Source organism: Streptomyces sp. NPDC005566 (genome assembly GCF_040605575.1).
Lineage (GTDB): Bacteria > Actinomycetota > Actinomycetes > Streptomycetales > Streptomycetaceae > Streptomyces.
Map to the genome: position 1 here is coordinate 88,221 of NZ_JBEXDB010000015.1, position 22,012 is coordinate 110,232.

22 protein-coding genes and 1 pseudogene are annotated in these 22,012 nt (G+C 69.1%); 15 read left to right on the top strand and 8 right to left on the bottom strand.

Annotation, left to right across the window (positions count from 1 at the left end):
- Positions 1-72: 72 nt before the first annotated feature.
- The gene (locus tag ABZS61_RS23525; RefSeq protein ID WP_356424525.1) at positions 73-1,320 is read right to left on the bottom strand and encodes an NAD(P)/FAD-dependent oxidoreductase; all 1,248 of its coding nucleotides are present in this window, start codon (positions 1,318-1,320) and stop codon (positions 73-75) included.
- A gap of 575 nt (positions 1,321-1,895) precedes the next feature.
- Here ABZS61_RS23525 and ABZS61_RS23530 point away from each other — a divergent pair.
- The 3 genes and pseudogenes from ABZS61_RS23530 to ABZS61_RS23540 form a co-directional block, all read left to right on the top strand.
- A complete protein-coding gene (locus ABZS61_RS23530) occupies positions 1,896-2,270 on the top strand; it encodes a hypothetical protein (RefSeq protein ID WP_356424528.1) in 375 nt (124 codons plus the stop codon).
- A gap of 11 nt (positions 2,271-2,281) precedes the next feature.
- On the top strand, positions 2,282-3,325 hold the full coding sequence (locus ABZS61_RS23535; RefSeq protein WP_356424904.1) for a zinc-binding dehydrogenase: 1,044 nt from the start codon (positions 2,282-2,284) through the stop codon (positions 3,323-3,325).
- A 90-nt stretch (positions 3,326-3,415) separates the two neighbouring features.
- Positions 3,416-3,541: pseudogene (locus ABZS61_RS23540) on the top strand (IS5/IS1182 family transposase); the annotation flags it as partial.
- Between the two features lie 30 nt (positions 3,542-3,571).
- Here the strand turns inward: ABZS61_RS23540 and ABZS61_RS23545 are convergent.
- Positions 3,572-4,072: a hypothetical protein gene (locus tag ABZS61_RS23545; protein ID WP_356424531.1), complete on the bottom strand. Its 501-nt coding sequence runs from the start codon at positions 4,070-4,072 to the stop codon at positions 3,572-3,574.
- Positions 4,073-4,362: 290 nt separating this feature from the next.
- Between ABZS61_RS23545 and ABZS61_RS23550 the strand changes: the two genes are divergently transcribed.
- Positions 4,363-4,764, top strand: a complete 402-nt coding sequence (locus tag ABZS61_RS23550; RefSeq protein WP_356424534.1) for a DUF6355 family natural product biosynthesis protein — start codon at positions 4,363-4,365, stop codon at positions 4,762-4,764.
- A gap of 72 nt (positions 4,765-4,836) precedes the next feature.
- Here ABZS61_RS23550 and ABZS61_RS23555 read toward each other — a convergent pair whose 3' ends face one another.
- Complete coding sequence (locus ABZS61_RS23555) at positions 4,837-5,580, bottom strand: S1 family peptidase (RefSeq protein ID WP_356424537.1); 744 nt, start codon at positions 5,578-5,580, stop codon at positions 4,837-4,839.
- A 408-nt stretch (positions 5,581-5,988) separates the two neighbouring features.
- Between ABZS61_RS23555 and ABZS61_RS23560 the strand changes: the two genes are divergently transcribed.
- Positions 5,989-6,876 carry a hypothetical protein gene (locus tag ABZS61_RS23560; protein ID WP_356424540.1) on the top strand — a complete coding sequence of 296 codons (888 nt, stop codon included), beginning with the start codon at positions 5,989-5,991 and terminating at the stop codon, positions 6,874-6,876.
- Positions 6,877-7,047: 171 nt separating this feature from the next.
- Entirely contained in the window at positions 7,048-7,518 is a 471-nt protein-coding gene (locus ABZS61_RS23565) for a GNAT family N-acetyltransferase (protein WP_356424543.1), read from the top strand.
- Between the two features lie 183 nt (positions 7,519-7,701).
- Here ABZS61_RS23565 and ABZS61_RS23570 read toward each other — a convergent pair whose 3' ends face one another.
- Together ABZS61_RS23570 and ABZS61_RS23575 are read right to left on the bottom strand one after the other, a co-directional pair.
- Positions 7,702-8,319 carry a TOPRIM nucleotidyl transferase/hydrolase domain-containing protein gene (locus ABZS61_RS23570; RefSeq protein ID WP_356424545.1) on the bottom strand — a complete coding sequence of 206 codons (618 nt, stop codon included), beginning with the start codon at positions 8,317-8,319 and terminating at the stop codon, positions 7,702-7,704.
- A gap of 36 nt (positions 8,320-8,355) precedes the next feature.
- A complete protein-coding gene (locus tag ABZS61_RS23575) occupies positions 8,356-8,916 on the bottom strand; it encodes an SET domain-containing protein (RefSeq protein ID WP_356424547.1) in 561 nt (186 codons plus the stop codon).
- A gap of 208 nt (positions 8,917-9,124) precedes the next feature.
- Here ABZS61_RS23575 and ABZS61_RS23580 point away from each other — a divergent pair, with 208 nt between their 5' ends.
- The 7 genes from ABZS61_RS23580 (at position 9,125) to ABZS61_RS23610 (ending at position 17,283) form a co-directional block, all read left to right on the top strand.
- Positions 9,125-10,225, top strand: a complete 1,101-nt coding sequence (locus ABZS61_RS23580) for a DUF4037 domain-containing protein (protein ID WP_356424549.1) — start codon at positions 9,125-9,127, stop codon at positions 10,223-10,225.
- A gap of 176 nt (positions 10,226-10,401) precedes the next feature.
- A complete protein-coding gene (locus tag ABZS61_RS23585; protein ID WP_356424907.1) occupies positions 10,402-10,761 on the top strand; it encodes a hypothetical protein in 360 nt (119 codons plus the stop codon).
- A gap of 606 nt (positions 10,762-11,367) precedes the next feature.
- Positions 11,368-12,291, top strand: a complete 924-nt coding sequence (locus ABZS61_RS23590) for an LLM class F420-dependent oxidoreductase (protein ID WP_356424551.1) — start codon at positions 11,368-11,370, stop codon at positions 12,289-12,291.
- Between the two features lie 107 nt (positions 12,292-12,398).
- Positions 12,399-13,358, top strand: coding sequence for an SDR family NAD(P)-dependent oxidoreductase (locus ABZS61_RS23595; RefSeq protein WP_356424554.1), 960 nt, complete (start codon positions 12,399-12,401; stop codon positions 13,356-13,358).
- Between the two features lie 109 nt (positions 13,359-13,467).
- Positions 13,468-14,067: a helix-turn-helix domain-containing protein gene (locus ABZS61_RS23600; RefSeq protein WP_356424556.1), complete on the top strand. Its 600-nt coding sequence runs from the start codon at positions 13,468-13,470 to the stop codon at positions 14,065-14,067.
- Entirely contained in the window at positions 14,064-15,371 is a 1,308-nt protein-coding gene (locus tag ABZS61_RS23605; RefSeq protein WP_356424559.1) for an MFS transporter, read from the top strand. The genes ABZS61_RS23600 and ABZS61_RS23605 overlap by 4 nt, the downstream gene beginning before the upstream one ends.
- Positions 15,372-16,569: 1,198 nt before the next feature.
- Entirely contained in the window at positions 16,570-17,283 is a 714-nt protein-coding gene (locus tag ABZS61_RS23610; RefSeq protein ID WP_356424562.1) for a trypsin-like peptidase domain-containing protein, read from the top strand.
- A 15-nt stretch (positions 17,284-17,298) separates the two neighbouring features.
- On the opposite strand, the gene ABZS61_RS23615 is transcribed toward ABZS61_RS23610, so the two are convergent.
- From ABZS61_RS23615 to ABZS61_RS23625, 3 genes are all read right to left on the bottom strand, one after another.
- Positions 17,299-17,805: a DinB family protein gene (locus ABZS61_RS23615; RefSeq protein ID WP_356424565.1), complete on the bottom strand. Its 507-nt coding sequence runs from the start codon at positions 17,803-17,805 to the stop codon at positions 17,299-17,301.
- Positions 17,806-17,922: 117 nt separating this feature from the next.
- Positions 17,923-18,450 carry a GNAT family protein gene (locus tag ABZS61_RS23620; protein ID WP_356424568.1) on the bottom strand — a complete coding sequence of 176 codons (528 nt, stop codon included), beginning with the start codon at positions 18,448-18,450 and terminating at the stop codon, positions 17,923-17,925.
- 196 nt (positions 18,451-18,646) lie between these two features.
- The gene (locus tag ABZS61_RS23625) at positions 18,647-20,173 is read right to left on the bottom strand and encodes a hypothetical protein (protein WP_356424910.1); all 1,527 of its coding nucleotides are present in this window, start codon (positions 20,171-20,173) and stop codon (positions 18,647-18,649) included.
- Between the two features lie 295 nt (positions 20,174-20,468).
- Between ABZS61_RS23625 and ABZS61_RS23630 the strand changes: the two genes are divergently transcribed.
- Positions 20,469-21,110: a LysE family transporter gene (locus tag ABZS61_RS23630; RefSeq protein WP_356424571.1), complete on the top strand. Its 642-nt coding sequence runs from the start codon at positions 20,469-20,471 to the stop codon at positions 21,108-21,110.
- Between the two features lie 352 nt (positions 21,111-21,462).
- Positions 21,463-21,999 carry a dihydrofolate reductase family protein gene (locus ABZS61_RS23635; RefSeq protein ID WP_356424574.1) on the top strand — a complete coding sequence of 179 codons (537 nt, stop codon included), beginning with the start codon at positions 21,463-21,465 and terminating at the stop codon, positions 21,997-21,999.
- Positions 22,000-22,012 lie beyond the last annotated feature (13 nt).

The window sequence follows — 22,012 nt, forward strand, 5'->3', positions numbered from 1 at the left end:
CGGCTTCCGCACCGCAGTGTCCGTTCGGTGGCCCCGCTTCCGGTGGATGCGGAGGCCAGGGTCCGACCGGAGTCAGAGGCGTACCAGATCGCTCATCACCTCCCTGGCGGCCCGCGTGCCCGACGCCATGGCGCCCTGCACCGAGCCGGTGGCGCGATGGTCGCCGCAGACGTACCTGCCCGGGCCGAAACGCGTGGTGCGGCTCATGGGCCAAGGCGGCTCCATGACCGGCAGAGCCCCCTCGACGGTGTACACGGCGACCTGCTGCCAGTCACGCGTGTCGGTGCCGTACAGCTCGGACAAGCGTTGGAGGACCGCGCTGTCCACGCCGGGGCGGTCGCGGCCCAGCACGGAGCTGGAGATCAGTGCGGTGCCTGGCGGCGCGTACGTGGGTGCGACCTCGGTGAGGACGCAGGTGTTGAGCACCGCTCCGCTGCTGTCCACCACGAGGGTCGGCTCCGCCAGCGGTGTTCCCTCGGCAGCGTGGTAGTAGGTGGTGACCGTACGGCCGTCCGGCACGGCCGAACCCGGCATCAGTCGGGCCGCGGAGACGGCGTCCGTCGCCACGACGACGGACGCGGCAGACAGTTCACGGCCGTCCGCCAGGAGCACCCCTGATGCGGTGACCGCGGCGACGGGTGTCTCCAGCCGCAGGACGCCGTCGGGCAGGCCACGGGCCAGCTGGGCGGGCACGGCACCGATGCCGTCCGCGGGCAGACAGAGCGTTCCTCTGACCATGCTCCGCCAGACCAGGTGGAAGAAGCGGGCGGAGGTCTCCAGCCGGTCCTCCAGGAACACACCGGCCAGGAAGGGCCTCAGGATCTCCGTGACCGCCTCGTCCGACAGCCCGGCGCGGGACAGGGTGGCGGCGGTGGAGCGGTCCGGACGTCGCTTGAGGGGGCCGACGGGGAGGGCTGCGTCCCGCACGGTGAGGGCCGCCATGGCTGCCAGGTCCCGGGCCGTCAGAGCCCGCCCGGGGAGGAGTGCACCCGCTTTCCTCGGCTGCCGGGTCGGATCGGCGAGGCGGACAGGCCCCTTCGACGTGTGCGCGATGATCCCCGGGGTGAAGGGCCTCAGCCGCAGGCTCCGCAGATCCAGGCGTCGCTTCACCTGAGGATAGGACGTGTTGAACACCTGGAACCCGCGGTCCAGAAGGAACCCGTCCCGCCGGTCGGTGCGCATCCGGCCGCCCACGCCGTCGGACGACTCCAGCAACGCCACCTGCTGACCGGAGCGGCACAGGTCCAGGGCACAGGCCAGGCCGGCCAGGCCCGCGCCGACTACGACGGTGAGCGGAGAGCGACGCTGTTGAGCTGTCATGACCTCTTCCTTCGACGCGAGCTTCTGGCCATCAGGAGCGGCGTTCCGTTCTCCGGTGGGCTTTCAGCGTGTTGGCCGCGCGCCGACCACGGTGAGGGACCCGTCGTCTGCGGCACGTCGAGCACCGGGCGATGATGCGCGGAGGCGCCGGATACTCACGGTGTCCACTCGAACACGTTCCGTCCGGCGAAGCCAGGCGCCACTTCGAGCACGTGCTGACCGGCGACGCCGCATCACCTGCGCACGAGCGACTCCACCTTCATGGCGGCCGCCTCCGTCGGCGCGGACAGCAGGACCTCCAGGACGACGACCGGATGACTGGGCAATGGGGCGGGATCGGTGCTCTGTTGCCGCTTGCTGCAGCTGCGCGGTGATTCCCTGCCGGTCGATCTGCATCTGGTACTCGACAGTGCGCCCTTGCGTGACGCCGGTCTTCCTCGGCCTTGGGCTCGTCCACGGTCGGCGTGAGGGACCGGGACCGGTCGGCTATGAAGTGAGCGGCTCGGTCAGGGCGCAGCCCCGGGCGCACGTGCTGGAGGACTGCGTCGTCCCGAGGAATGGCGGCTCGTTCGAAGGTGAGCGCCGACGACGGCCGTTGGCACGTCACCCACCCGTCCGGCGGACTCGCCCTGTGGGTGCGGCTGACCACCGCCCTCGCCGGCACCGTCGTGGAACGAGCCGGCCGGAACGGGGCCGCCCTCACGTCAGCCCCACGCTTCGCAGCCGACGCCGCCCTCGGCGCGTGCCCTGCACCCCACCCAGCCACGTACTCGACGAAGATCGCCGCCCCGTTCTCGACGACGCCCGCCGAGACGGAGCACAGTGACTCCTCACGAGCCACCCCCTCCGCACGAACCTCGGCCGCAGGACGCACTCGCCGACTGCGACGGGCGACACCCACTCATTCACACCTCTGCGAGGCGATCCGTGCCCGCAGAATGGGCGGGTGAACGAAACCGTGATGACTGCCGCCGTCCTGTTCCGGCACGGAGGTCCGGAGGCACTCGAGCTTCGAGAGGACTGGCCGCTGCCAAGGGTGGGCCCCGGTCACGTGCTCGTGCGCGTAAGTGCGGCAGCAGTCAACAACACTGACGTGTGGACCAGGGAAGGCGCCTATGGGCTGCCTGGCCGCCCTGCGGCGAAGGCCGGCTGGCGCGGAACACTGGACTTCCCCCGCATCCAAGGCGGCGACATCGCGGGCGTCATCAGCGAAACAGCCGAGGACGTGCCCGACGCGTGGGTGGGTCGCCGGGTTCTGGTCGATCCCGCCTTCTACGCGGATGCGCGCGACGACGCTGTGCCCGTCGGGCTGCTCGGCAGCGAAGCGGACGGCGGCTTCGCCTCCTACGTAGCGGTCGCCGCCGATCGTGTCCACGACATGAGTGCCTCCCCGCTCTCGGACCAGGAACTCGCCGCCCTTCCGGTGGCCTACGGCACGGCGATGGGCATGCTGGAACGCTCCCACATCAGGAGCGGGGAGACGGTGCTGGTGACCGGCGCTTCCGGTGGCGTCGGGCTCGCGCTCGTCCAGCTCGCCGCCGCCCGCGGCACACGGGTGGTGGCGCTCACCAGTACGTCCAAAGCCGCCGCACTGCGGGAGGCAGGCGCTGCGGCCGTCGTCTTCCGGGAGGCGGAACCGGCAGAGCTGCAGCACCGACTGAGGGAGTTGGCGCCCGAAGGCCTGGATGCCGTCGCGGACGTGGCCGGCGGACCGTGGCTCGAGCAGCTCCTGCCCGTGCTGCGCGATGGTGCTCGCTGGGTCGTCGCCGGAGCTGTCGCCGGGCCCGTCGTCACCTTCGACCTACGTCGTCTGTACCTGCACAACCTCAGCCTCATCGGCTCCTCGATGCACACCCGAGCCCACTTCGCCTCCTTGGCGGACCTGGCTCGCAGCGGCGCCGTGCGACCACGTATCGCCGGCAACTATCGGCTGACCGAACTCCACGCCGCCCAAGAGGAATTCCGGCGCGGCGCACACGTAGGAAAGATCACCGTCACTCCGTGAGGTTCGTCGGCACCGCCCTGCCGGACCGTCAGTACCTGACCCATATCCCGCTGCGCTCCTCTGCCGACGAAAGAGATCCGCGTGCCCCGGCAGGCTGGTGGACGACCGCAACCGGCATCACCTGCACAAGGGTTCGACAAAACGATCTACCGCCGCCGCAACCAAGTCGAGCGGACTGTCAACCGGCTCAAGAACTTCCGAGCCGTCGCCACGCGTTCGAGCGGCATTCGGCCGCCTTTGGGCAACTCAAGCGTTAGCCAGCGAGGCGTGGATCCGCCTGACGGCACGCAGGACCTCGTCTCGGTTCTTCGCTCGCTTGATCCATGCCGGGAGGCGGGCCACCAAAGTCATCTTTTGCCTGATGTCGTACCAAGGCGCTCGCTCTCGCAGCGACGCTTGGACGAAACGGCGGATCAGGTCAAGATGTTCGAGGTTATAAGCCCACAACCACCCGTGCCGGGTTTCAACCTGAAGCCACAGCCGCAATCCGAAGTACGGATCCGTCGCAGGTTGAGCTGTTCCACGGGAGAGCGTGACGAGACGACCGCTCCACACCCGCGACAGCCCGCAGCCACGGCAGACCAGGCGTCGCGGCCTGAACAGCATCCGGCAGCAGGGATCAAAAACTTCGGGCGCTACAACAATACAAGCGGCCTTCGCGCAACTGGGGCATCGCACCATGATCGAGCTGATGAAGTCGTACTCGCTGCTGCGCGGATCCCGAAACCGACCAGAGAACAAGGCCATCTGGTGAGTATGCAACCGTCCGGCAGACCAGCGCATCCCGATTCGGTTGACCACGCCCACGCCCGCCAGCTGCCTTGGAGCTGACGGAGGGTTGAAGAACAAGTGCGGACGAGAAGCCTGCTGGGAGCCTCGCTTGCTTCTGTCACCCCACCACCCGATCCAGTGACATAAAGCCACGACCACAACACGGAGCGTTATGCTGTTGCTGTCGGTGAGCGGCTGCGCAGTCGGTGTCGTGGCGCCGACAACGCAATCCGCTCGTCGCCCGTAGTGGTGGCTCGCCGTAAGGAATGTCCGTGAAGCTCCCCCTGCCCCGTCCCTCTCGAGTCGCCGTCGCACTGGCGTCAGGCGCGCTCATCGCCACGGCGATCGTGACGTCCGCGGTTCCCTCGTTCGCCGAATCCGCTCGTGGTCCGGAAGTGCGGCAGGCAAGTGTGGGCTCTGCCCCGCAGTGCGGCTTCTTCCGGTACAGCGTCCGAGAGTCCCGGTTCGCCGCGTACAACCACTGTGGTGAGACCACTGTGTTGATCCATGTCGACGTCAGAGGGGGCGGCAGCGGGAACGACTTCCATCTCTGCGTCAGCCCTGGAGCCACGCAACTGCCGGGGGCGGGTCCGAACTACCTCAACGCGTACTACATCGGCGGTGCCGGGTGCCGGAGCGGTGATCGCACCGGGCACACACCTCACTGAGGTGGATGTACCGGTGACGACGGGGCCTGTGCGCCGATCCGAGTCCGGCTCCGCACCCGTTCCGTCGGCACCCTAGTAGAGGGAGAGGCCGTACGCCGACAGCCATTCCACGACCGGCTGGTAGTAAGTAGCACCTCCTGCCGCACAGGTTCCGGTGGTGGCGGCGATGACACCCAGCGCGGTGCTGCCGGCGAACGCGGGGCCGCCCACGTCGCCGGGCTCGGAGCAGATGTTGGAGCGGAACAGTCCGCTCACCACACCCTCGGGGTAGTTGACCGTGACGTTCACGGCCGTGACCGTGCCGCAGCGGTATCCGGTCACCCGGCCCACGTGGCAGACGGACTGACCGACCGTCGGATTCGCGGCGCCCGTGATGTCCTGCACCCCGCCGGCGGTGCCGCGCGACACCTCGCCGGGGAAGACCACCGACGAATTCGTGTACCGGACGAGCGCGTAGTCGTTGCCGGGGAAGCTCGTGCTCGCGGTGGTGCCGACGAGCACGCTCAGGCCCGCGTCCGCGTACCAATGGCTTGTCCCTTGGGCACAGCGCCCCGTGACCAGCCCGTAGAGGGTGCTGCCGCTGCGGGCGTTGAAGCCGACGGTGCAGCGCGTGCCGGCGTTGCTGTGGATGACGTCGCCGCCACGCACCTCGATGGCCTTGCCGGCCGACCGAGGTGCATGACCACCGGAGTCCTGCGCGTACGCCGTCGATCCGGCAGCGCCGAACCAGCCGAGCAGCAGGGTCATTGCGGCGACCGCCGAGCCGGCTGTGCGGAACAGCCCGCGGGACGGCCTTTCCGTGCAGTGCGTGATCATGTTCCCTCCCCGTAGTGCGGCCATGACATGTCATGCGCCTGCCATTGTGCGCGGTTGGGGGATGGTTCCGTCAGTCCGAAAGGCGCCATTCGACCTGCACGGAACCGGAGGGAGAGCAGGACCGGCCCCGGCAGCCTCGAGAGCGCGCGCTCGCACGCGGGACGGCGTCGCCGACGGCGGGGGGGCAGGTGCACGACTTCACGACTCCGATGACGTCACCCCCACTTGGCCACGGGTCGACCTCGCGCCTGCTTGGGAAGCCGCCAGGGCCACCCGGGCTCTCCGCGGCCGACGGCAGACGGCAGACGGCCCATCGATCTGGCTGCTTCGGTAGCCCGTCCGGGCTGCCGAAGCGAGACGTAACCGAACGTTGAAGCCGAACACCGTGGACGGTGCCATGGTGGATGCATGAATGCAGACCTATCGGCGGCCTCGTCGTTCATGGCCGCGCATGCCCGAGTTCTCGATCGTCGACGGCTCGAAGTGGTCCTCGGCGAAGCCGACGCCGGCTCGGTACTCGCCGCCGTCGATGGCTACCGCAATCAGGACGGGGGCTACGGCTGGGGGCTCGAACCGGACCTGCGTGCGCCCGAGAGCCAGCCAGCGGGCGCGCTGCACGCGTTCGAGGTGTTCCAGGACATCGCCCCTGCCACCACACCGCACGCGGTGAGACTGTGCGACTGGCTGGCATCGGTCTCCCTTCCCGACGGCGGCCTGCCCCTGGCTCTGCCGGTCGAGGACTCGAGCGGCTGCGCACCGTTCTGGGCGCAGGCAGACCCGAAGGTGTCCACCCTGCAGAGCACGTCGTTCGCAGCGGGTGTTGCCCTGCGGGTGGCCGCGCACGACTCCGCCGTCGCCGCCCATCCCTGGCTCGACCGGGCGACGCAGTACTGCCTGACCGCGATCGAGGCGATCGGCGACAGACCGCACGCGATCGAGTTGTCGTTCGCGTTGCGTTTCCTCGACGCCGCGTCCGATACCCGCCCGGAGGCGGTGTCCCTGCTCGACCGCCTCCGCCGGTTCATCCCCGACAGTGGCCTGCTGCCGGTCGTAGGCGGTTCCCCGGACGAGGTCATCCGGCCACTCGACATCGCTCCCACCCCCGGTCGACCCGCTCGCACGCTGTACGACGCGGACGTCATCGACGCCGAGCTGAGCCGGTTGGCTGCCGAACAGCAGGACGACGGTGGCTGGTTGGTCGATTTCGCAAGCTATTCGCCGGCCGCCGCCCTCGAGTGGCGCGGATACCGGACCGTAGCCGCTGTGTCGGTCCTGAAGCAGAACTCCGCAATCTGACACCGCCCACCGGGCGTTGTGCAGAGAGAGGTCTTCAACGAACTTCGCCGGTGCATGCCCGACTGCTTCCGGGGCAGCGACCCGGCATCGCTCTGCCCATGACGCCGATTGCCCCCGCACACACATCGCCGTCAGCCGCCCCCAGCGAGGCCGGCTGGCAGCATGGTCCTCATGGCCGTAGAGGAATTGGGGAAGTTCGCCGTGCGCCGCGCACGCGCATGGGACGCGGACGCGCTGGTCCAGATCGACTCGGTGGCGATGGAGGACAACGACGAGCGGCACGTGAGCATCCGACGGTGGTGCCGACAGGGCCTTGTCGCCCTGGCCGAGGACGCGTCGGGGGCCCTGGGCTACTGCGTGGTGGAGTACACGTTCTTCGACCAGGGCTTCGTCACGATGCTCATGGTGGCGCCCGCCGCCCGTGGCCGAGGCGTGGGTACGCGCCTGCTCGCCCACGCCTCGGCATCACGCACCACCCCGAAGCTGTTCACCTCGACGAACGTGTCCAACCAGCCGATGCAGCGGCTGCTGCGGCGGGTGGGTTGGAGCCCGGTCGGTATGCTCCACGGCCTGGACGAGGGCGACCCCGAACTGTTCTACCTCTGCCCGCGGGAACCGGCTGCTGCCGGCCACGTGACATGAACCTCCGACGGGCTCGACAGGCCATCTCGAAGTAGTTGTCCGTCGTCGGTAGCAATGGTGGAGAGCTCGCGCGAGGGATGAGTCGTGAGCCCTGGTCCGGAGGTCCGGAGGTTCGGCGGTTCCGGCGGTTCGGCGGTTCCGGCGGTTCGGCGGTTCCGGCGAGGCCTCCATCTGCTGAGTCGGTCAGAGGCTGGTGAGCAGATCGTCGAGTGGGGCGGGTACGCGGTCCCGCTCGAGGGCCTCGACGAGGACGCGGCCGTAATGGATCTTGCGTCCCTTCTTCGTGCCGAGGAAACGGCGGAACTGCTGCTGCGAGGTGCGGCCCTGTTGCGCGGGCTGGTGCAGGAAGGTCTGCAGGGCGCGGAGGTCGCCCTCCTCCCGGACGAGCTCCTCCATGCGTTCCACACCCAGTGCGCGGATGAGCTCGTCCTCCAGGTCCGCCGCGCAGACGAAGAACCCTTGCTGGGCAGCACCGGCCCGCTCCAGGCCCCGCGTGTAGTAGCGGGCCTCGGCCTCGTCGCACAGTCCGGTGAGACGGAGGCCCAGGCCCGGTGGCCCGAGGATGTGTGCGAAGCGCCCGACGCTCATCGCACCGCCCATCGACAGTACGCAGACTCCTTCGGCTGCCAGGTTCCTGCCGCGGCTCGCAGCCAGAGCGCCGACCGCTGCGACGTCGCTCGGCCCTTCGAGCAGGACGACTGCCCGGACGCCCAGTCCCGTGGCGAGTTCACGCGCGGTGCCGCCGGGGCCACCGGCCGCCCACGCGGTGACCGCCTCCCGGAACACTCCCATGTCAGCCATGGGAAGAGTCTCCGCCCCTTCCGGCTGCCACGGTAGTTAGTTTTCGCCGACGCCCCCGTCGGAGGCGTGCAGTCGGGCCCGGCCGGCGGAAGCCCTCTGCTCGCGGATCCGGTCGCGCAGCGGCGGCGACCAGTGTTCTGCGTAGCGGCCTTGCAAGCCGGGCAGACGCCAGTCCGAGCCGGTGATGGTGCCACGGCAGGCCCCGGCACCGCAGCGGCACGCCATGGACCAGGGCTCGTATCCGGTGTGGGTCGCGTAGTCGACGGTCAGTTCCTCCCCCGGCTCCAGTGGGCGGCGGGCGGTGAGCGTGGTCGCGTCGACGTGCCAGAGCGTGGGATCGCAGGAGTGGTTGCCGTAGCGGACCGGGTGGGCGGGGTCGATCAGGAGATGACGGCCCGGCTCCACGGTGAGGCTGCTGTACGGGGGCGTGAGAGCCGCGAGGGCCGCGTCGTCGATCAGGGTGCCGCCGAGGCGCATCACCACCGTGCCGACGGGGATCGGGACCGTGGCGTAGAGGCCTTGGCCCTCGATCGGGGACGAGTGTATTGCGGCACTGGGGATCAGCCAGGATTCCGCTGGGTGGCGGTGTGCGCTCATGCGGCAGAGCGTACGAGCGGCCGCGCCTTCGCGCAGGCGCGTATCGGGTCGGTCCAGGCGCTCGGCCTGTCGCGGGTCCCCCGCCGCGCCCGGTGCCCGTACCGGGCGCGGCGGCGGTGCTCCCCCACGTCGGCGGTTCCGATCATGGGGCGGGGGCGGCCGGCGATACCCGGTGGCTTTCGTGGTCCTCTCCTCGCAGAGTGATCGCATGACGATTCCCGTTCCCGAGTTCCTCCCCGGCATCGAGCTGTCGCGGATCCTCTACGAGGAGTCGGTGCGGCCGATTCTCGATGAGGCGTATCCGGGGCTTCAGTACGCCGCCGCAAGGGTCGGTGCGGGCTCCGAGGTGCTCGGATTCGATACCGCGCGGTCGGCGGATCACGACTGGGGCCCGCGCCTGGATCTCTTCCTCGCGCCGGAGGAGTCTGCCGAGTACGGGTCCGACCTCCACGAGCTCCTGAGGGAAAGGCTGCCGAAGGACGTGCGGGGCTGGCCGACCCATTTCCGTCATGGCGACCCTGCCGATCCGGTCGGTCTCATGGAGCGCACGGACGGCCCGGTGAACCACCGTGTCGCGGTGAACGACGTCAGCACGTGGCTGACCGGTCGGCTCGGCCTCCGTACGGCGTCCGGCGAACCGACGGTGGGTGACTGGCTGGCGATGCCGCAGCAGAGGCTCGCCGAGGTCACCGGGGGCGCGGTGTTTCACGACGGGCTCGGCACGCTCACGGCGGTTCGGCAGCAGCTGGTCTGGTACCCCGATGAAGTGTGGCGGTACCTGTTGGCCTGCCAGTGGCAGCGGATCTCCCAGGAGGAGGCATTCGTCGGACGCTGCGCCGAGGTGGGAGACGATCTCGGATCGGTCGTGGTCACCGGGCGGCTGGTGCGTGACCTGATGCGTCTGTGTCTGCTCCTCGGACGACGATACGCCCCCTACGGCAAGTGGCTGGGGAGTGCGTTCGTTCGGCTGCCGGTCGCCGAGGGCCTGTTGCCGTCTCTGCGGGGCGCGGTGACGGCAACGGAGTACCCCGCGCGTGAGCAGCACCTCTGTGACGCCTACGAGGTCGTGGCCGTCCTGCAGAACGACACGGGGCTCGCCGAGTACGTGGACCCGACCCGGCGGCGGTACCACAGCCGCCCGTTCCAGGTGCTGCATGCCGAACGTTTCGCGCAGGCTCTCGAACGGACGATCACTGACCAGGTTCTGCGGAGCCTGCCCCTGTCCGGGAGCGTGGACCAGTGGTCGGACAACACCGACTTTCTCGGGCAGCACGGCCCGGTGCGTGCGGCAGTCAACGCTCTCGGGTGAGGATGAGACGAAGGGCACAGGACCTCCGGCTCAGGAGGTCGAGAGGCTCGCCGGTAGAGGGCGGATCTCGGCCTCCTTCCGCAGGCCGAGCCACGTCACCGTCGCGAGTACGTGGCCATCGGCCTCGGCCGGCGACGGTAGCGAGCGGCACCTCCTGACGGCACAATGCGACCATGATGCGCATTCGCTCCCGTACCGTCGGACGTTCCTCGCTCTCCTTGTGGTCAAGGGACTCTCTTCTGTCGATCGGCTCCGTGGGCTCGGTACTGTCCATCGGATCGGTGGGCAGCGCGCTCTCCATCGGTTCCATCGGCTCCTCGCTGTCCATCGGCTCCATCGGATCCGGCATGTCGCTGGTGTCGGCCGGGTCCGTCCAGAGCATCGGAAGTGTGCTGTCCGCCCAAGCACGGTGGTCCTTACTGACAGCCGGCCCGTACCGCGGCCTCGGTCCGCGCGGCACCCTCACAGCGCTCAGCGTGGGCGGCCTCGCCCTGGCCGGCGTGGTTGCGCTGCGTACGTGCGGCTCCAAGCGATGACATGACCGCACCGGACGCGTGCCGGAGATGCTCCGCACTGCATCGGCGTGGTCGGCGACGACCCACGGTCGACGCCGACCACGCCACGCACGCGGTCTCGGTGCGGAGCCTGGTGAGGACCCGCCGGTTCCGAGGTGGGCGAAGCCGTGCTCGACCGGCGCGCGTCCGACGGCTCACCCCTGCTTGAGCCGTGCGACTTGGTTCGCAGCCTCTACGCGGGCCCTGACCCGAGGGACAAGGCGGACCGGCGTGGAGATTCGAAAGGTCTCACCGTCGCGGCCACTTTCTGATGTGTCTTCTCAGGTCAGGAACGACACGCACGGATGGGGTCCGGAAAATTCCAGGTCCAGCCGATGGTGACGGAGATCCGCCGGACGAGTCCGCGGGGGCAGGCCGGCGCCGATCCGGGCGGAACGCGGCACTGGACAGCGCCGTCGCCGCAGAGAGCACGCCGACTGGCGACCGAGTAGGCAGACCGCGCCGACGAGGGCGAGACAGGCCACGGCGAGCGCGGGCCGGTGCACGGGCATCGCGTACACACAGCGGACAAGAAGTTGTCACACAGGATCCGGAATGCGTATCCGGCGGCTTCTGGTTCGAACTGGCATGACTGTAGGAGTAGCACTCCAAGTATCCGGCTCCGGCAACCAGATCGACGCCACCGTGCGACGTGCCGCGGAAGCGGCCGCCGCAGGGCTCCGCTCCGCGTGGTTCGGGCAGACGTTCGGCGCCGATTCGCCGCAGCTCGCGGCGATCGTCGGGCGTGAAGTACCGGACCTCCAGGTGGGCACATCCGCGATTCCCGTCTTCGGCCGCCATCCGTTGCTCGTCTCCAGCCAGGCCCAGACCGCGCAGGCGGCGACCCACGGCCGCTACCACCTCGGGCTGGCGCTCGGGACGAAGCTTCTGACCGAGACGGCCTTCGGCATTCCCTACGAACGGCCCATTGCTCGCCTGCGGGAGTTCCTCACCGCTCTGCGGCAGTTGACCGAGAACGGCACCGCCGACTTCCACGGCGAACTGCTGACCGCGGCCACACCGCTCCCGGCACGCGTCCCGGGAGCCGAAGGCGGTGTGCCGATCCTGGTCGCCGCGATGGGGCCTCAGGCTCTCCGCGTCAGTGGCGAGTTGGCGGACGGGATCCTTCCCTACCTCGCCGGACCTCGCGCCCTGTCCGAGCACATCGTGCCGGCCGTGACCGCGGCGGCGGAGGCAGCGGGCCGCCCTGCGCCCAGAATTGTGGCTCTGGTGTACGGCGTGGTAACCGACGATGTCGACGCCGTACGCGCCAAGGCAACCGAACAGCTCTCGTTCTACGAGCAGTTCCCGTCCTACGCGCGGGCCATCGAACTCTCCGGCGGGAAACGGGCTGCCGACGTCGCGGTGATCGGCGACGAGCGCACCGTCGCGGCCGAGGTACAGCGCTATCGGGACGCCGGGGCTACGGAGGTGGTGTTCTCGGGGACGGACATCGCCGGGGACACCGACCGCCGCCGTACCTGGGATGTGCTTGGCCGGCTTGCGGAGTAGACGGTCCCTGGATCCTGTACCGGGTGTTCCCGGCCGATACCGGTCAACGTGGCTGTTCGTCACCGGCCCTTGACTTGGAGTGTTCTCCAGCACCTAGCGTCTCCGCCATGACGACACCTCAGCACAAGATCGGATCGGGCTTCGGCGCCCGGAGCACCACGGACGACGTACTGAGCGGGGTCGACCTGTCCGGCAGCACCGCGATCGTCACCGGTGGCTACTCGGGACTCGGTCTGGAGACAACCCGCGCCCTGGCGGGTGCCGGAGCCTGCGTCATCGTCCCCGCCAGGCGACGGGCGGCCGCCGAGGAGGCGGTCAAGGGCATCGACGGCGTCGAGACCGACGACCTCGACCTGTCCGACCTCGACAGCGTCCGCGGTTTCGCCGAGCGGTTCCTGGCCTCCGGTCGCGAGGTCGACATCGTGATCAACAATGCCGGGGTCATGGCCTGCCCCGAGACGCGTGTCGGCCCGGGGTGGGAGGCGCAGTTCGCCACCAATCACCTCGGTCACTACGCGCTGGTCAACCAGCTCTGGCCGGCGATCGCGCGCGGGGGCGCTCGCGTCATCGCCGTGTCCTCCGGCGCTCACGGCATCACCGGCATCCGCTGGGACGACGTGCAGTTCGAGCGCGGCTACGACAGGTGGCAGGCGTACGGGCAGGCGAAGACGGCGAACGTACTGTTCGCCGTGCATCTTGATGCGCTCGGCCGTGACTCCGGGGTCAGGGCGTTCGCGCTGCATCCGGGCAGCATCCTCACCCCGCTGCAGCGCCACCTCGCGAAGTCGGACATGGTCGACGCGGGCTGGATCGACGAGAGCGGCAACCCGACCGATCCCACCTTCAAAACGCCCGAGCAGGGCGCGGCGACGCAGCTGTGGGCGGCGACCTCGCCCCGGCTGGCGGGCCTGGGCGGCGTGTACTGCGAGGACTGCGACGTGGCCGAGCCGGCCGGGGACGGCTCGGAGGGCGGCGTGCACGCACACGCGACCGACCCCGAGCAGGCCGCGCGTCTGTGGGCGCTGTCAGCCGACCTCACGGGCGTCGACGCTTTCGCGGCAACGTAGCGCGTGCCCTGCCTTTCGCGGCAGGGCCCTTCGGGAACATAGGCCCCCGCCTGGGTAGCTCGGATGTGAGAGTTGACTCTCACATAACCTGAGAGGAGACTCTCACGTTATGGATTCCAGGAACCGGCTGGGCGATATCGAGATCACCGATCCGCAGGCGATGCGGGCGTTGGCGCATCCCGTGAGGCTGGCGATCCTCGACCGCCTACTACGACACGGGCCGGCGACAGCTACGGAACTCGCACCCGAGGTGGGAGCGACTCCCTCGGTGACCAGCTGGCATCTGCGGCACCTGGCGGGTTTTGGACTGGTACGTGATGCCGAGGCCGGTGCGGACCGCAGGCAACGACGGTGGGAGGCGGCAGCCCGTGGTTTCCGGTTCGAGGCGCCGGAGGACGAGGAGGGCAGGGCGGCCGCGCAGGTACTGTCCCGAGAGATGTTCGTGCGCTACGGGGATCTGCCGGACAGATGGCTGGCCGAGGTCGAGCCCGCCCTGGAGCCCGTTTGGCAGAGGGCCGGTGGACTGGCCAACACCCGTGTGGTTGTTACGGCGGAGGAACTCGCGGCGATCCAGGACGGGATCGAGCGGGTGCTTGCGCCTTACGTGACACGGGATGCTGCCGAGCGTCCCGCGGGAAGCCGTGGCGTCCGGCTGATGCGCTACGCACTGCCGGAGCAGGACGAGGGGCGGACGGACGGCCCCCTGTGAGCGCCCCGGCGACGGACGGCCCGATATCCCTGGGGCGCGACCCGCGCTTCCGCCGGTTCTGGGCGGGACAGTCGATCTCGGAGTTCGGTGACCGGATCACCGAACTGGCACTGCCGTTGATCGCCGTGACAGCGCTGAGCGCCTCGGCCAACCAGGTGGCGTGGCTGACCGCGCTCATCTGGACGCCGAACCTTCTCGGGATCCTCCTGGGGGCCTGGGTCGACCGACGCGTCCACAGACGACGCCTGATGGTTCTCGCCGATCTGGTGCGCGGTGCCGTACTGCTGAGCTTGCCCGTCGCGTACCTTCTCGATGCGGTGAGCCTTGGTCAGCTGTATGCCGTGGCGTTGTTGAACGGCGCCGCAGCCGTGTTGTTCAGCACCGCTTATCCGCCCTTCTTCGTTCAGCTCGTGCCTCGCTCCTCCTACGTCGAGGCCAACAGCAAGCTCAGTACCAGCCGGTCGGTGTCGTACGTGGTCGGGCCGGCGGTCGGCGGCGGTCTCGTACAGGCGTTGACCGCTCCCGTCGCTGTCGTCCTCGATGCCCTGTCGTATCTGGCATCCGCGTTCCTGATCGGGAGGATCCCGCTCGGTGAACATCGCGCCGACACCGACGAGACCGCGGTCCCTCCACTGCTCCGGCGTGCCCGGGAAGGGATGGCCTTCGTCGGGCGGCACCCTGTACTCCGTGCGGGGCTCTGCTGCGCGGCGACCGTCAACTTCTTCACCTTTGTCGCGGGCAGTGGGTTGATGGTGCTTTTCGCCAGCCGCGTCCTCGGGCTGTCCGCCGGATTCATCGGCCTGGCACTGGGCATCGGCTCGACCGGCGCTCTCCTCGGTGCCGTCATCGCCCCGGGGATCTCACAACGTATTGGTGTGGGTCGCAGCATCGTTGTCGGAGCCGTGCTGTTCCCGGCGCCCATCGCCATCGCAGCGTGCGCGGGAGGCCCACTCTGGGCGCGCGCCGGAGCGCTGGCCTCGGCGAACTTCCTCTCCGGAGTCGGCGTCATGCTCTTCGACGTCAATCTCAACTCCCTGCAGACCAGTGTGATCCCCGACGGCATGCGCAGCCGCGTGGCGGGCGCGTACAGCACGCTCAACTACGGCATACGCCCTGTCGGGGCCCTCGTCGGCGGCCTGCTCGCCACTGCCTTCGGCCTGCGGGCGGCACTACTCGTCGGAGCTTTCGGCGGAGCGCTGTCCCTGCTCTGGCTGCTTGCCTCTCCCATACCGCGCATCCACTCCCTGGCTGCCGACGACGTGGCCACGACACGGGGTGGCGCCGAACCGAACAAGATCGGGTAGCGGGGCGATCTGCCTGCCCTGCGGGGCGGCGGGGAACTGCCTGGACACTTCCACGGCGTGCCCGGCCTACCCGTGCGGCCGCGCGGCTTTGGGTGAGGAAGACGAAGTCGAGTGGGACCGGCCAGTGATCGCACGGGAGCAGCTCGTGGACGTCCCGGCCGCGTCGGCCACCGAGACCACCGCTGCTACGGAAGCGGCAGATGCGCCCGAGGCAGCGCCGGCCTGCGTGCCCACAGCGGATTGGGCGCCTTCCCGGTGCACCTCCGAGTCGGTCCCACAGAGCGTTCTCCCTGTCTGCATGACATCCCACGGGCCGCCCCACGAGCGACAGATGGAACTGCCGCTCGACCAGACACCCCCTGGCGGAACACACACGGTCAGAGGTCCTTACCGATGTCACCGGCGATGTGACTGTCGGCCTGGATGCTCGTTGGGCTGTGCGCGGGGAAGAGAGTCGCGTCCACAGATCGTCGGATGAACTGTGGTCGCTGGTCGAGCCGTTGTTACCTGAGCCCGGCCGAACCCGCTGGCCGGTCGGCCGAGGGTGCCTGACCGCCAAGCTGCTGTGCGGGATCCTGCTTGTGCTGAAAGCCGGGAGCCTGCGTCCGCTGGGAAGGACGCGACGACATCCAGGAAGCCTTTCCTCGGACTCGCCACCTGCCCATCACCCACCGACCCGTCCAACGCCCGTGTGGTGACCTCTCTGAAGCAGTCCGTGGTGAAGTCGGCTCGTATCTTGAAGGGATACGCAGTCAACCCGCATCTCGCGGAACCCCGGGCCGTGTTCGCCGGGCCATGCGAATGCCGGTTCGCGCCCGCCCCGCGTGCGACTACCCCATTGCGGTGGTCCCCTGGAAGGAGGGGGCGGCTCGGCAGCCCGCCGGCCGGGTACCAGCGATTCAGCAGGAGGTACTTCGCCATGCCACATCCCGACAGCGAATCCCGTGGGCCGACTGAACCCCCTTTCAGCTGGGAGGAGCGACGGCGCCAGACGGACAATCCCGCCACGGCAGAGGTTCCCGAGGCCTTCGCAGGGATCGGCGGCCCTGAGGAACTGCCGAGGAAAGAGATCGCGCTTCGCAGAAGGGAAGACGTGTCCGACAAATTCACGGATACGGTCGAGACGGACACGTACGGCCCGCCGTGGCTTGGAGAGCGCCGGAGGCCGCTACCGGCACGGCGCACTCCGCCACTCCGGGTGACGCACCGTGGTGACGATCTGGAACCGCTCACCATCTGGCAGCCTGACGACCGCAGAGCGTACAACGACCCGGGCTCGAGCCCGTGGGGTCTTGTCTGCCTCATAGCCAATGCCAACGGTGGCTTCGGCTCGGGCACGATTGTGGGCCCCCGCCATGTCCTGACAGCGAGCCACGTGGTCGCGTGGAACACGACCGCGGCGGAACGCATCGATGTGCACCAGGCCGGCACCACGCAGTCGGCGACGACGTTCGCCACCCGGGCCCTGGCATTCACGCAGATCCTCGGCGATCCGACGGTGACCACTCTGGACGAGGACTATGCCGTCCTCGTGACCAGGGAGCGCATTGGAGACCGGTTCGGCTGGCTCGGCACCAGGACCTACGACAGTTCCTGGGACGGCGACAACATCTGGGACACCATGGGTTATGCCGGCGACGTCGCCAGCGGTGTCTTCCCGGTCTTCCAGCAGCGCAAGAACATGGACGAGGACGAGTGGGACCTCGGTAGCGGCAGGGCCATGACGACGTCGGCCGACGTCATGCCGCGCCAGTCTGGATCGCCGATGTTTGCCAAGTGGGCGGAGGGCAACTTCGTGGTCTCCGTCGTCTCGGCAGTGGGCTCGGTCTGGGCCTCCGGCCTGGAGAACTGGTGCTCCGGCGGCAACGACCTCACGCGGCTGGTCAAGATCGCCCGCGCCGAGAATCCCTGACCGACCGGACAGGTCCTACTCGCCGGTCGTGCCGTCGAGCATTTCGCGCAGGAGGTCCAGGTGGCCGTTGTGCCGGGCGGTCTCCTCGGTGAGGTGGAGGAGGATCCAGCGCAGATCGACGTGGAGGCCGTTGCGGACAGCTCGCTCGGCCTGGGTGTCCAGGTTGGTGCCGGTGACCAGTTCGCGGTAACGGGAGCTCTGTTCGGCGTATTCGCCGAGCAACTGCGTGAGCGGGAACTCGACGGCAATACGCATCTCGCGGTCGGGGTCCTCCTCGGTCCAGGGGCCCCGGTCTTCCTCGCCGAGGAAGACCACCTGGAACCAGTAGTACTCGACCCAGCGGAGATGGTTGATCACTCCGCTCATGGTCATCAGCGGTGAGCCCGGCAGGAGTGCCTTGCGGGCGTTCTCCGCTGAGACGTCGGCGCACTTGGCGCGGGCGGTGTCACGTGTGTAGTCGAGGAACGTGGTGAGCTGGGTGCGCTCGTCCCACGCGGGCGGTGTGTCGTCGATTCTGGTCATCGAGCGAAGCGTCCCCGATCACCGCGACCGATGTCGAGGTATTTATCGACGGGACCGAGCTGTTCCACATAGCCACAGGTTCGATGGGCCGCCCGGCGTGATCCGCCGGACAAGACCCTAGTCGCTGAGGAGCCGCTCCCACAGAAGCCCGTCCCGCCAGCTCCCATCCAGAAAGATCGAGGAGTGCGCGACGCCGTACGGACTGAACCCGTTGCGGCGCAGCACCCGCTGCGACGGCAGATTCTCCAGGTTGGTGGACGCTTCGGCGCGGTGCAGACCGAGTTCGTCCGTCATCACGCGGAGTGCCAGGCCGACGGCGTGCCCGGCGTGCCCCTGATTCTGGGCAGTGCTGGCGATCCAGTATCCGATGGAGCCGCGGCGCAGGTGCGGCTGGGGGAGGATGCCGCCGACCGTGACCTGCCCGATCACCTGGTCGTCGGCGAGCACCACACCCGGCCAGACCGTACCGGCCCGGTATCCGTCCAGCAGGCTGTCGATGCGCTCCGCCTGGCCCTCCGGAGTGAAGAAGTCGGCCGACTGGGCCGGCTCCCACGGCCGGAAGGCCTCGACGTCCCGCACCCGATGCGCGGCGATCGGAGCGGCGTCTGCGGGCTCGATCAGGCGGATCCTCGTGTTGCTGCCCATGGGCTGATCCTTGTCGCGGTACGCCGGATGAGGCAGCCAGCGTATGTGAGGCTGTCCGTGCCGCCGCACCCCACGCCCACTGGGTGATCGAGCGGACCCGCCTGGAGCTTCTCCAACTCGCGGGCAGCATCATCTGCTTGGGACTCCGCATCTCAGTCTGCATTGCTCACTGAGCAGACTGCTGGCGCCGGTACGATCAGAACGAGGGTCCCCCGGGCAGTAGATCCGCCATCACGGCATGCGGCAGCGATCGGTTGGCTGCCGCCGCTTCTGCCACCCGGCCGTCCCTGTCGGTGAGCAGTTCTGCGACAACGAGCGGCGGGAGTGCCGGATGACCGGCGGCTACGGGCTTCGCCCGATGGTCCGCCAAGCAGGCGAGGAGTGCCGGGGCCGTCGCGTTGGGGTGCCGGGCGATCTCGCGGAAGGCTTTCTGCGCCCGTGGTTCATGCCGGGTCAGGTACTCCCGCAGCGCCGGAGTCGCGTCTGGGTTGGCCGCCACCTTGGCGATGACCCGGACCCCCTGCCGGTCGACCATGGCGCGCAACTGCGATGCGGGGAGGCCGGGGTGCGGGGCGACGGCCTTGACCACTTTCGCGTCGGAGTCGGTCGCCAGCGCGTCGCGGATCTCGGCCGGCAGATCCCGCCGTTGGGCCACGAGCATGCGCGCGGCCGGGTTCGGCGACTGAGCCAGCTCCCTGACCTCGGAGGGGGAAGCGGCCGCGATCCGCGGCAGCAGGGTGGTGCCGATCGTGGTCATGCCCGCCAGCCGGGTCAGCACGTCGAGCGGCACGTGTGGGTGGTGAGCGAGTCTTCGCTGCACGTTGTGGTCACGGTCGTCGGCCAGTGCACGGATCAGGCCGTCGTCGATGGCGGGATTCTCGGCGAGGTCGGCGCGGACACCGGGAGCAGGGTCCACGGCGAGCCGTGCGCACACCTCCGGGGGCAGGTCGGAGCGGGCGGCGAGGGCCCAGCGCAGCAGCATCGAGGGATGCCCGGCCAAGCCTACGACGGCTGCCACGGGTGTGGCCGGGTTCCGTACTGCCGCAACCAGCATGTCGTGCACGGTGGATTCGTGGGAGCCGTCGCAGGAGGCGCCCGGCAGCAGGTCGCAGTCGAGCCGTGAGCATTTCGGATCGTGCACGAACGGCGGCTCTTCGCGGTCGCAGACCACGCACCGCTGCGCGGGATGCAGCCCCTCGCCGCTGATGAGCGCGGCCAGTACGGTCGGGGGCGTCGCCTCGTTGGCGGCCACCGCGCGGCGGACCTCGGCATGCCGATGCCCGGCAAGCCTGGTGGCCACGTCGGGCGTGGCCCACAACGCGAACTCCGCGACCACGCTCATGTGCGAATCCGCGGCAAGCATCTCCACCACGTCGGGCGGGAGGCCGGGGCAGGCGGCCAGCTTCTCCCGACGCTCGACAACGGGATCGGCCGCGAAGAGACGAGCCCACTCAGGGCCGCCGACACCCTCTTCGAGTAGCGCGAGGGCGGCGCGAGGCTGTGCCGCGGGGTCGATGTCGGCGACAGTCAGCCTGCCCTGGTACGCAAGCGGCACGGCGCTCTCTACGACGCGCGAAGCCAACGCAACCGCCTGTGCGTGGCTGAGGTCCGCGCGGGCGGCGAGGACCGCGGCGACGTCCGCGTCCGCGACCGCGATCAGCCGGTCGACCAGCTCGGACGGCAGAGCCGCATTGGCGGCGAGTCCGCACAGGACGTGGTTCACAGAGGGCATCCTGCCCGGTCCTTGACCGGATGGCTCGTGGATTTCGAGGCCGACAGGGGGACAGCAGCACTCGGTGACGGTCGGCAACCGCCCTGTAGGAGGCCGCTGTTCACCGTGGTCGGGGCCCTGGCGGGGCAGGAGGAGAAAATGATTTGAACGAGCGCCTGCGCCACCGACAACATCTGCCCATGACTCAGACCATCGCCATCGCCGCCGTGCTCCTGACCTCCACCGCCCGATCGGTGCGATTCCAGCAGCAGCCGGGCCGACTGCGAAGGCCTACGCTCCCGCGCTCGTGAGCGCCGTTCTGGTCGCGGGGCTTCTCGCCGGCTATGGCATTGCCATGCCGGTGGGCGCGGTCGCGACGTACCTGGTGGCTCTGACAGCCCGGACGTCTCCCAGGATCGGTACGTTCGCCGCTCTGGGGGTCGCAACCGCTGACGGTCTCTACGCGTTGGTCGCCGTGGTCGGGGGCTCCACGATCACTCCCCTCCTCGACCCGGTCATGCTTCCCCTGCAATGGGCCTCCGCCTCGGTCCTCATCGTGCTGGCCCTCCGGGGCGGTGCGAAGGGCATCCGCCAGTACCGCAACCAGCAGACGGCGACCCCTGCGCATACGCCGCCGACGCCGCCCCTCACTCCCGCCCGGGCCTATACGGCGTTGCTGGCCATCACGTTGATGAACCCCATGACCGTGATCTATTTCGCGGCGCTCGTGCTCGGCAGCGATATCGCAGCGGCTGCCCCTCACCTGGAACAGGCCGTATTCGTCTTCGCCGCATTCGCGGCCTCAACCAGCTGGCAGTTGTTGCTCGTCGGCGGCGGAGCACTGCTGGGCCGGACGGTGACCGGCAGCCGTGGGCGGCTCATCACCACCCTGGTCTCCAGCAGCCTGATCACCGCACTCGCCACTCATCTCGTCATCTCGGCGTCCTGAGAAGTCGCCTCTCGGCGCCTCGCAACCGATCATGGAACCTGCAGGTCGAACAGGGTTCCAGTTGGAGTACCCGTCCGGCTGCGGTCGCTGCACCGGGAGAGCACGCCGTCCGAGCCGACTGCGGCTACACCGCTCTCTGATCGGATGGTGCCGCGACAAGCTCGCGCTCACCCTCGCGATCGTCGAACGGTCCGACGACGCGGAGGGGTTCGTGGTGCTTCTCGCCGGCCATCCGGGCACATCTCCGTCTCCGCCCTCGGCTTCGCGAATCTTCCGATATGCCTGACTCGTTCTGCTTTGACAGAGAGGGCTATCATGCGATCCCGGCCCTCCACCTGCTTGGAGAAGACGCATGACGGATGTGAGCACCGGCAAAGTGGTCGTGAACAGGGTGATGTCGCTGGACGGGTTCATCGCCGGTCCCGGCAACACGATGGACTGGATCTTCGAGCACATCACGTCGGCGACGTTCCCGGAGGTCATGGCAGCCACGGGCGCCATGCTCATCGGCCGGAGCACGTACGAGGTCGGCAAGCGCATGTCCGACGAGCACCCCGACTACGACGGCGGGGCGCAGTTCGTCCTCACTCACCGTCCGCCCGACGAGCCGGACCCCAATGTCACCTTCCTGACCTGCGACATCGAGCGTGCCGTGGCCACGGCACGCCGCGCCGCCGGCGGCAAGAACCTGGAGATCCTCGGCGCCGACGTGGCCGCGCAGTGCCTGCAGCGCGGCCTCGTCGACGAGATCCTGGTGTACGTCCTGCCGGTGCTGCTGGGCGACGGCGTCCGCTTCACACCGCCCGGCCTCGACCGGATCGACCTGGAGCCGCTCAGCAACGTCCAGTCGGGCGGGGTCACCATGCTGCGCTTCCGTGTGCGCACCTAGTCGGATGCGAAGC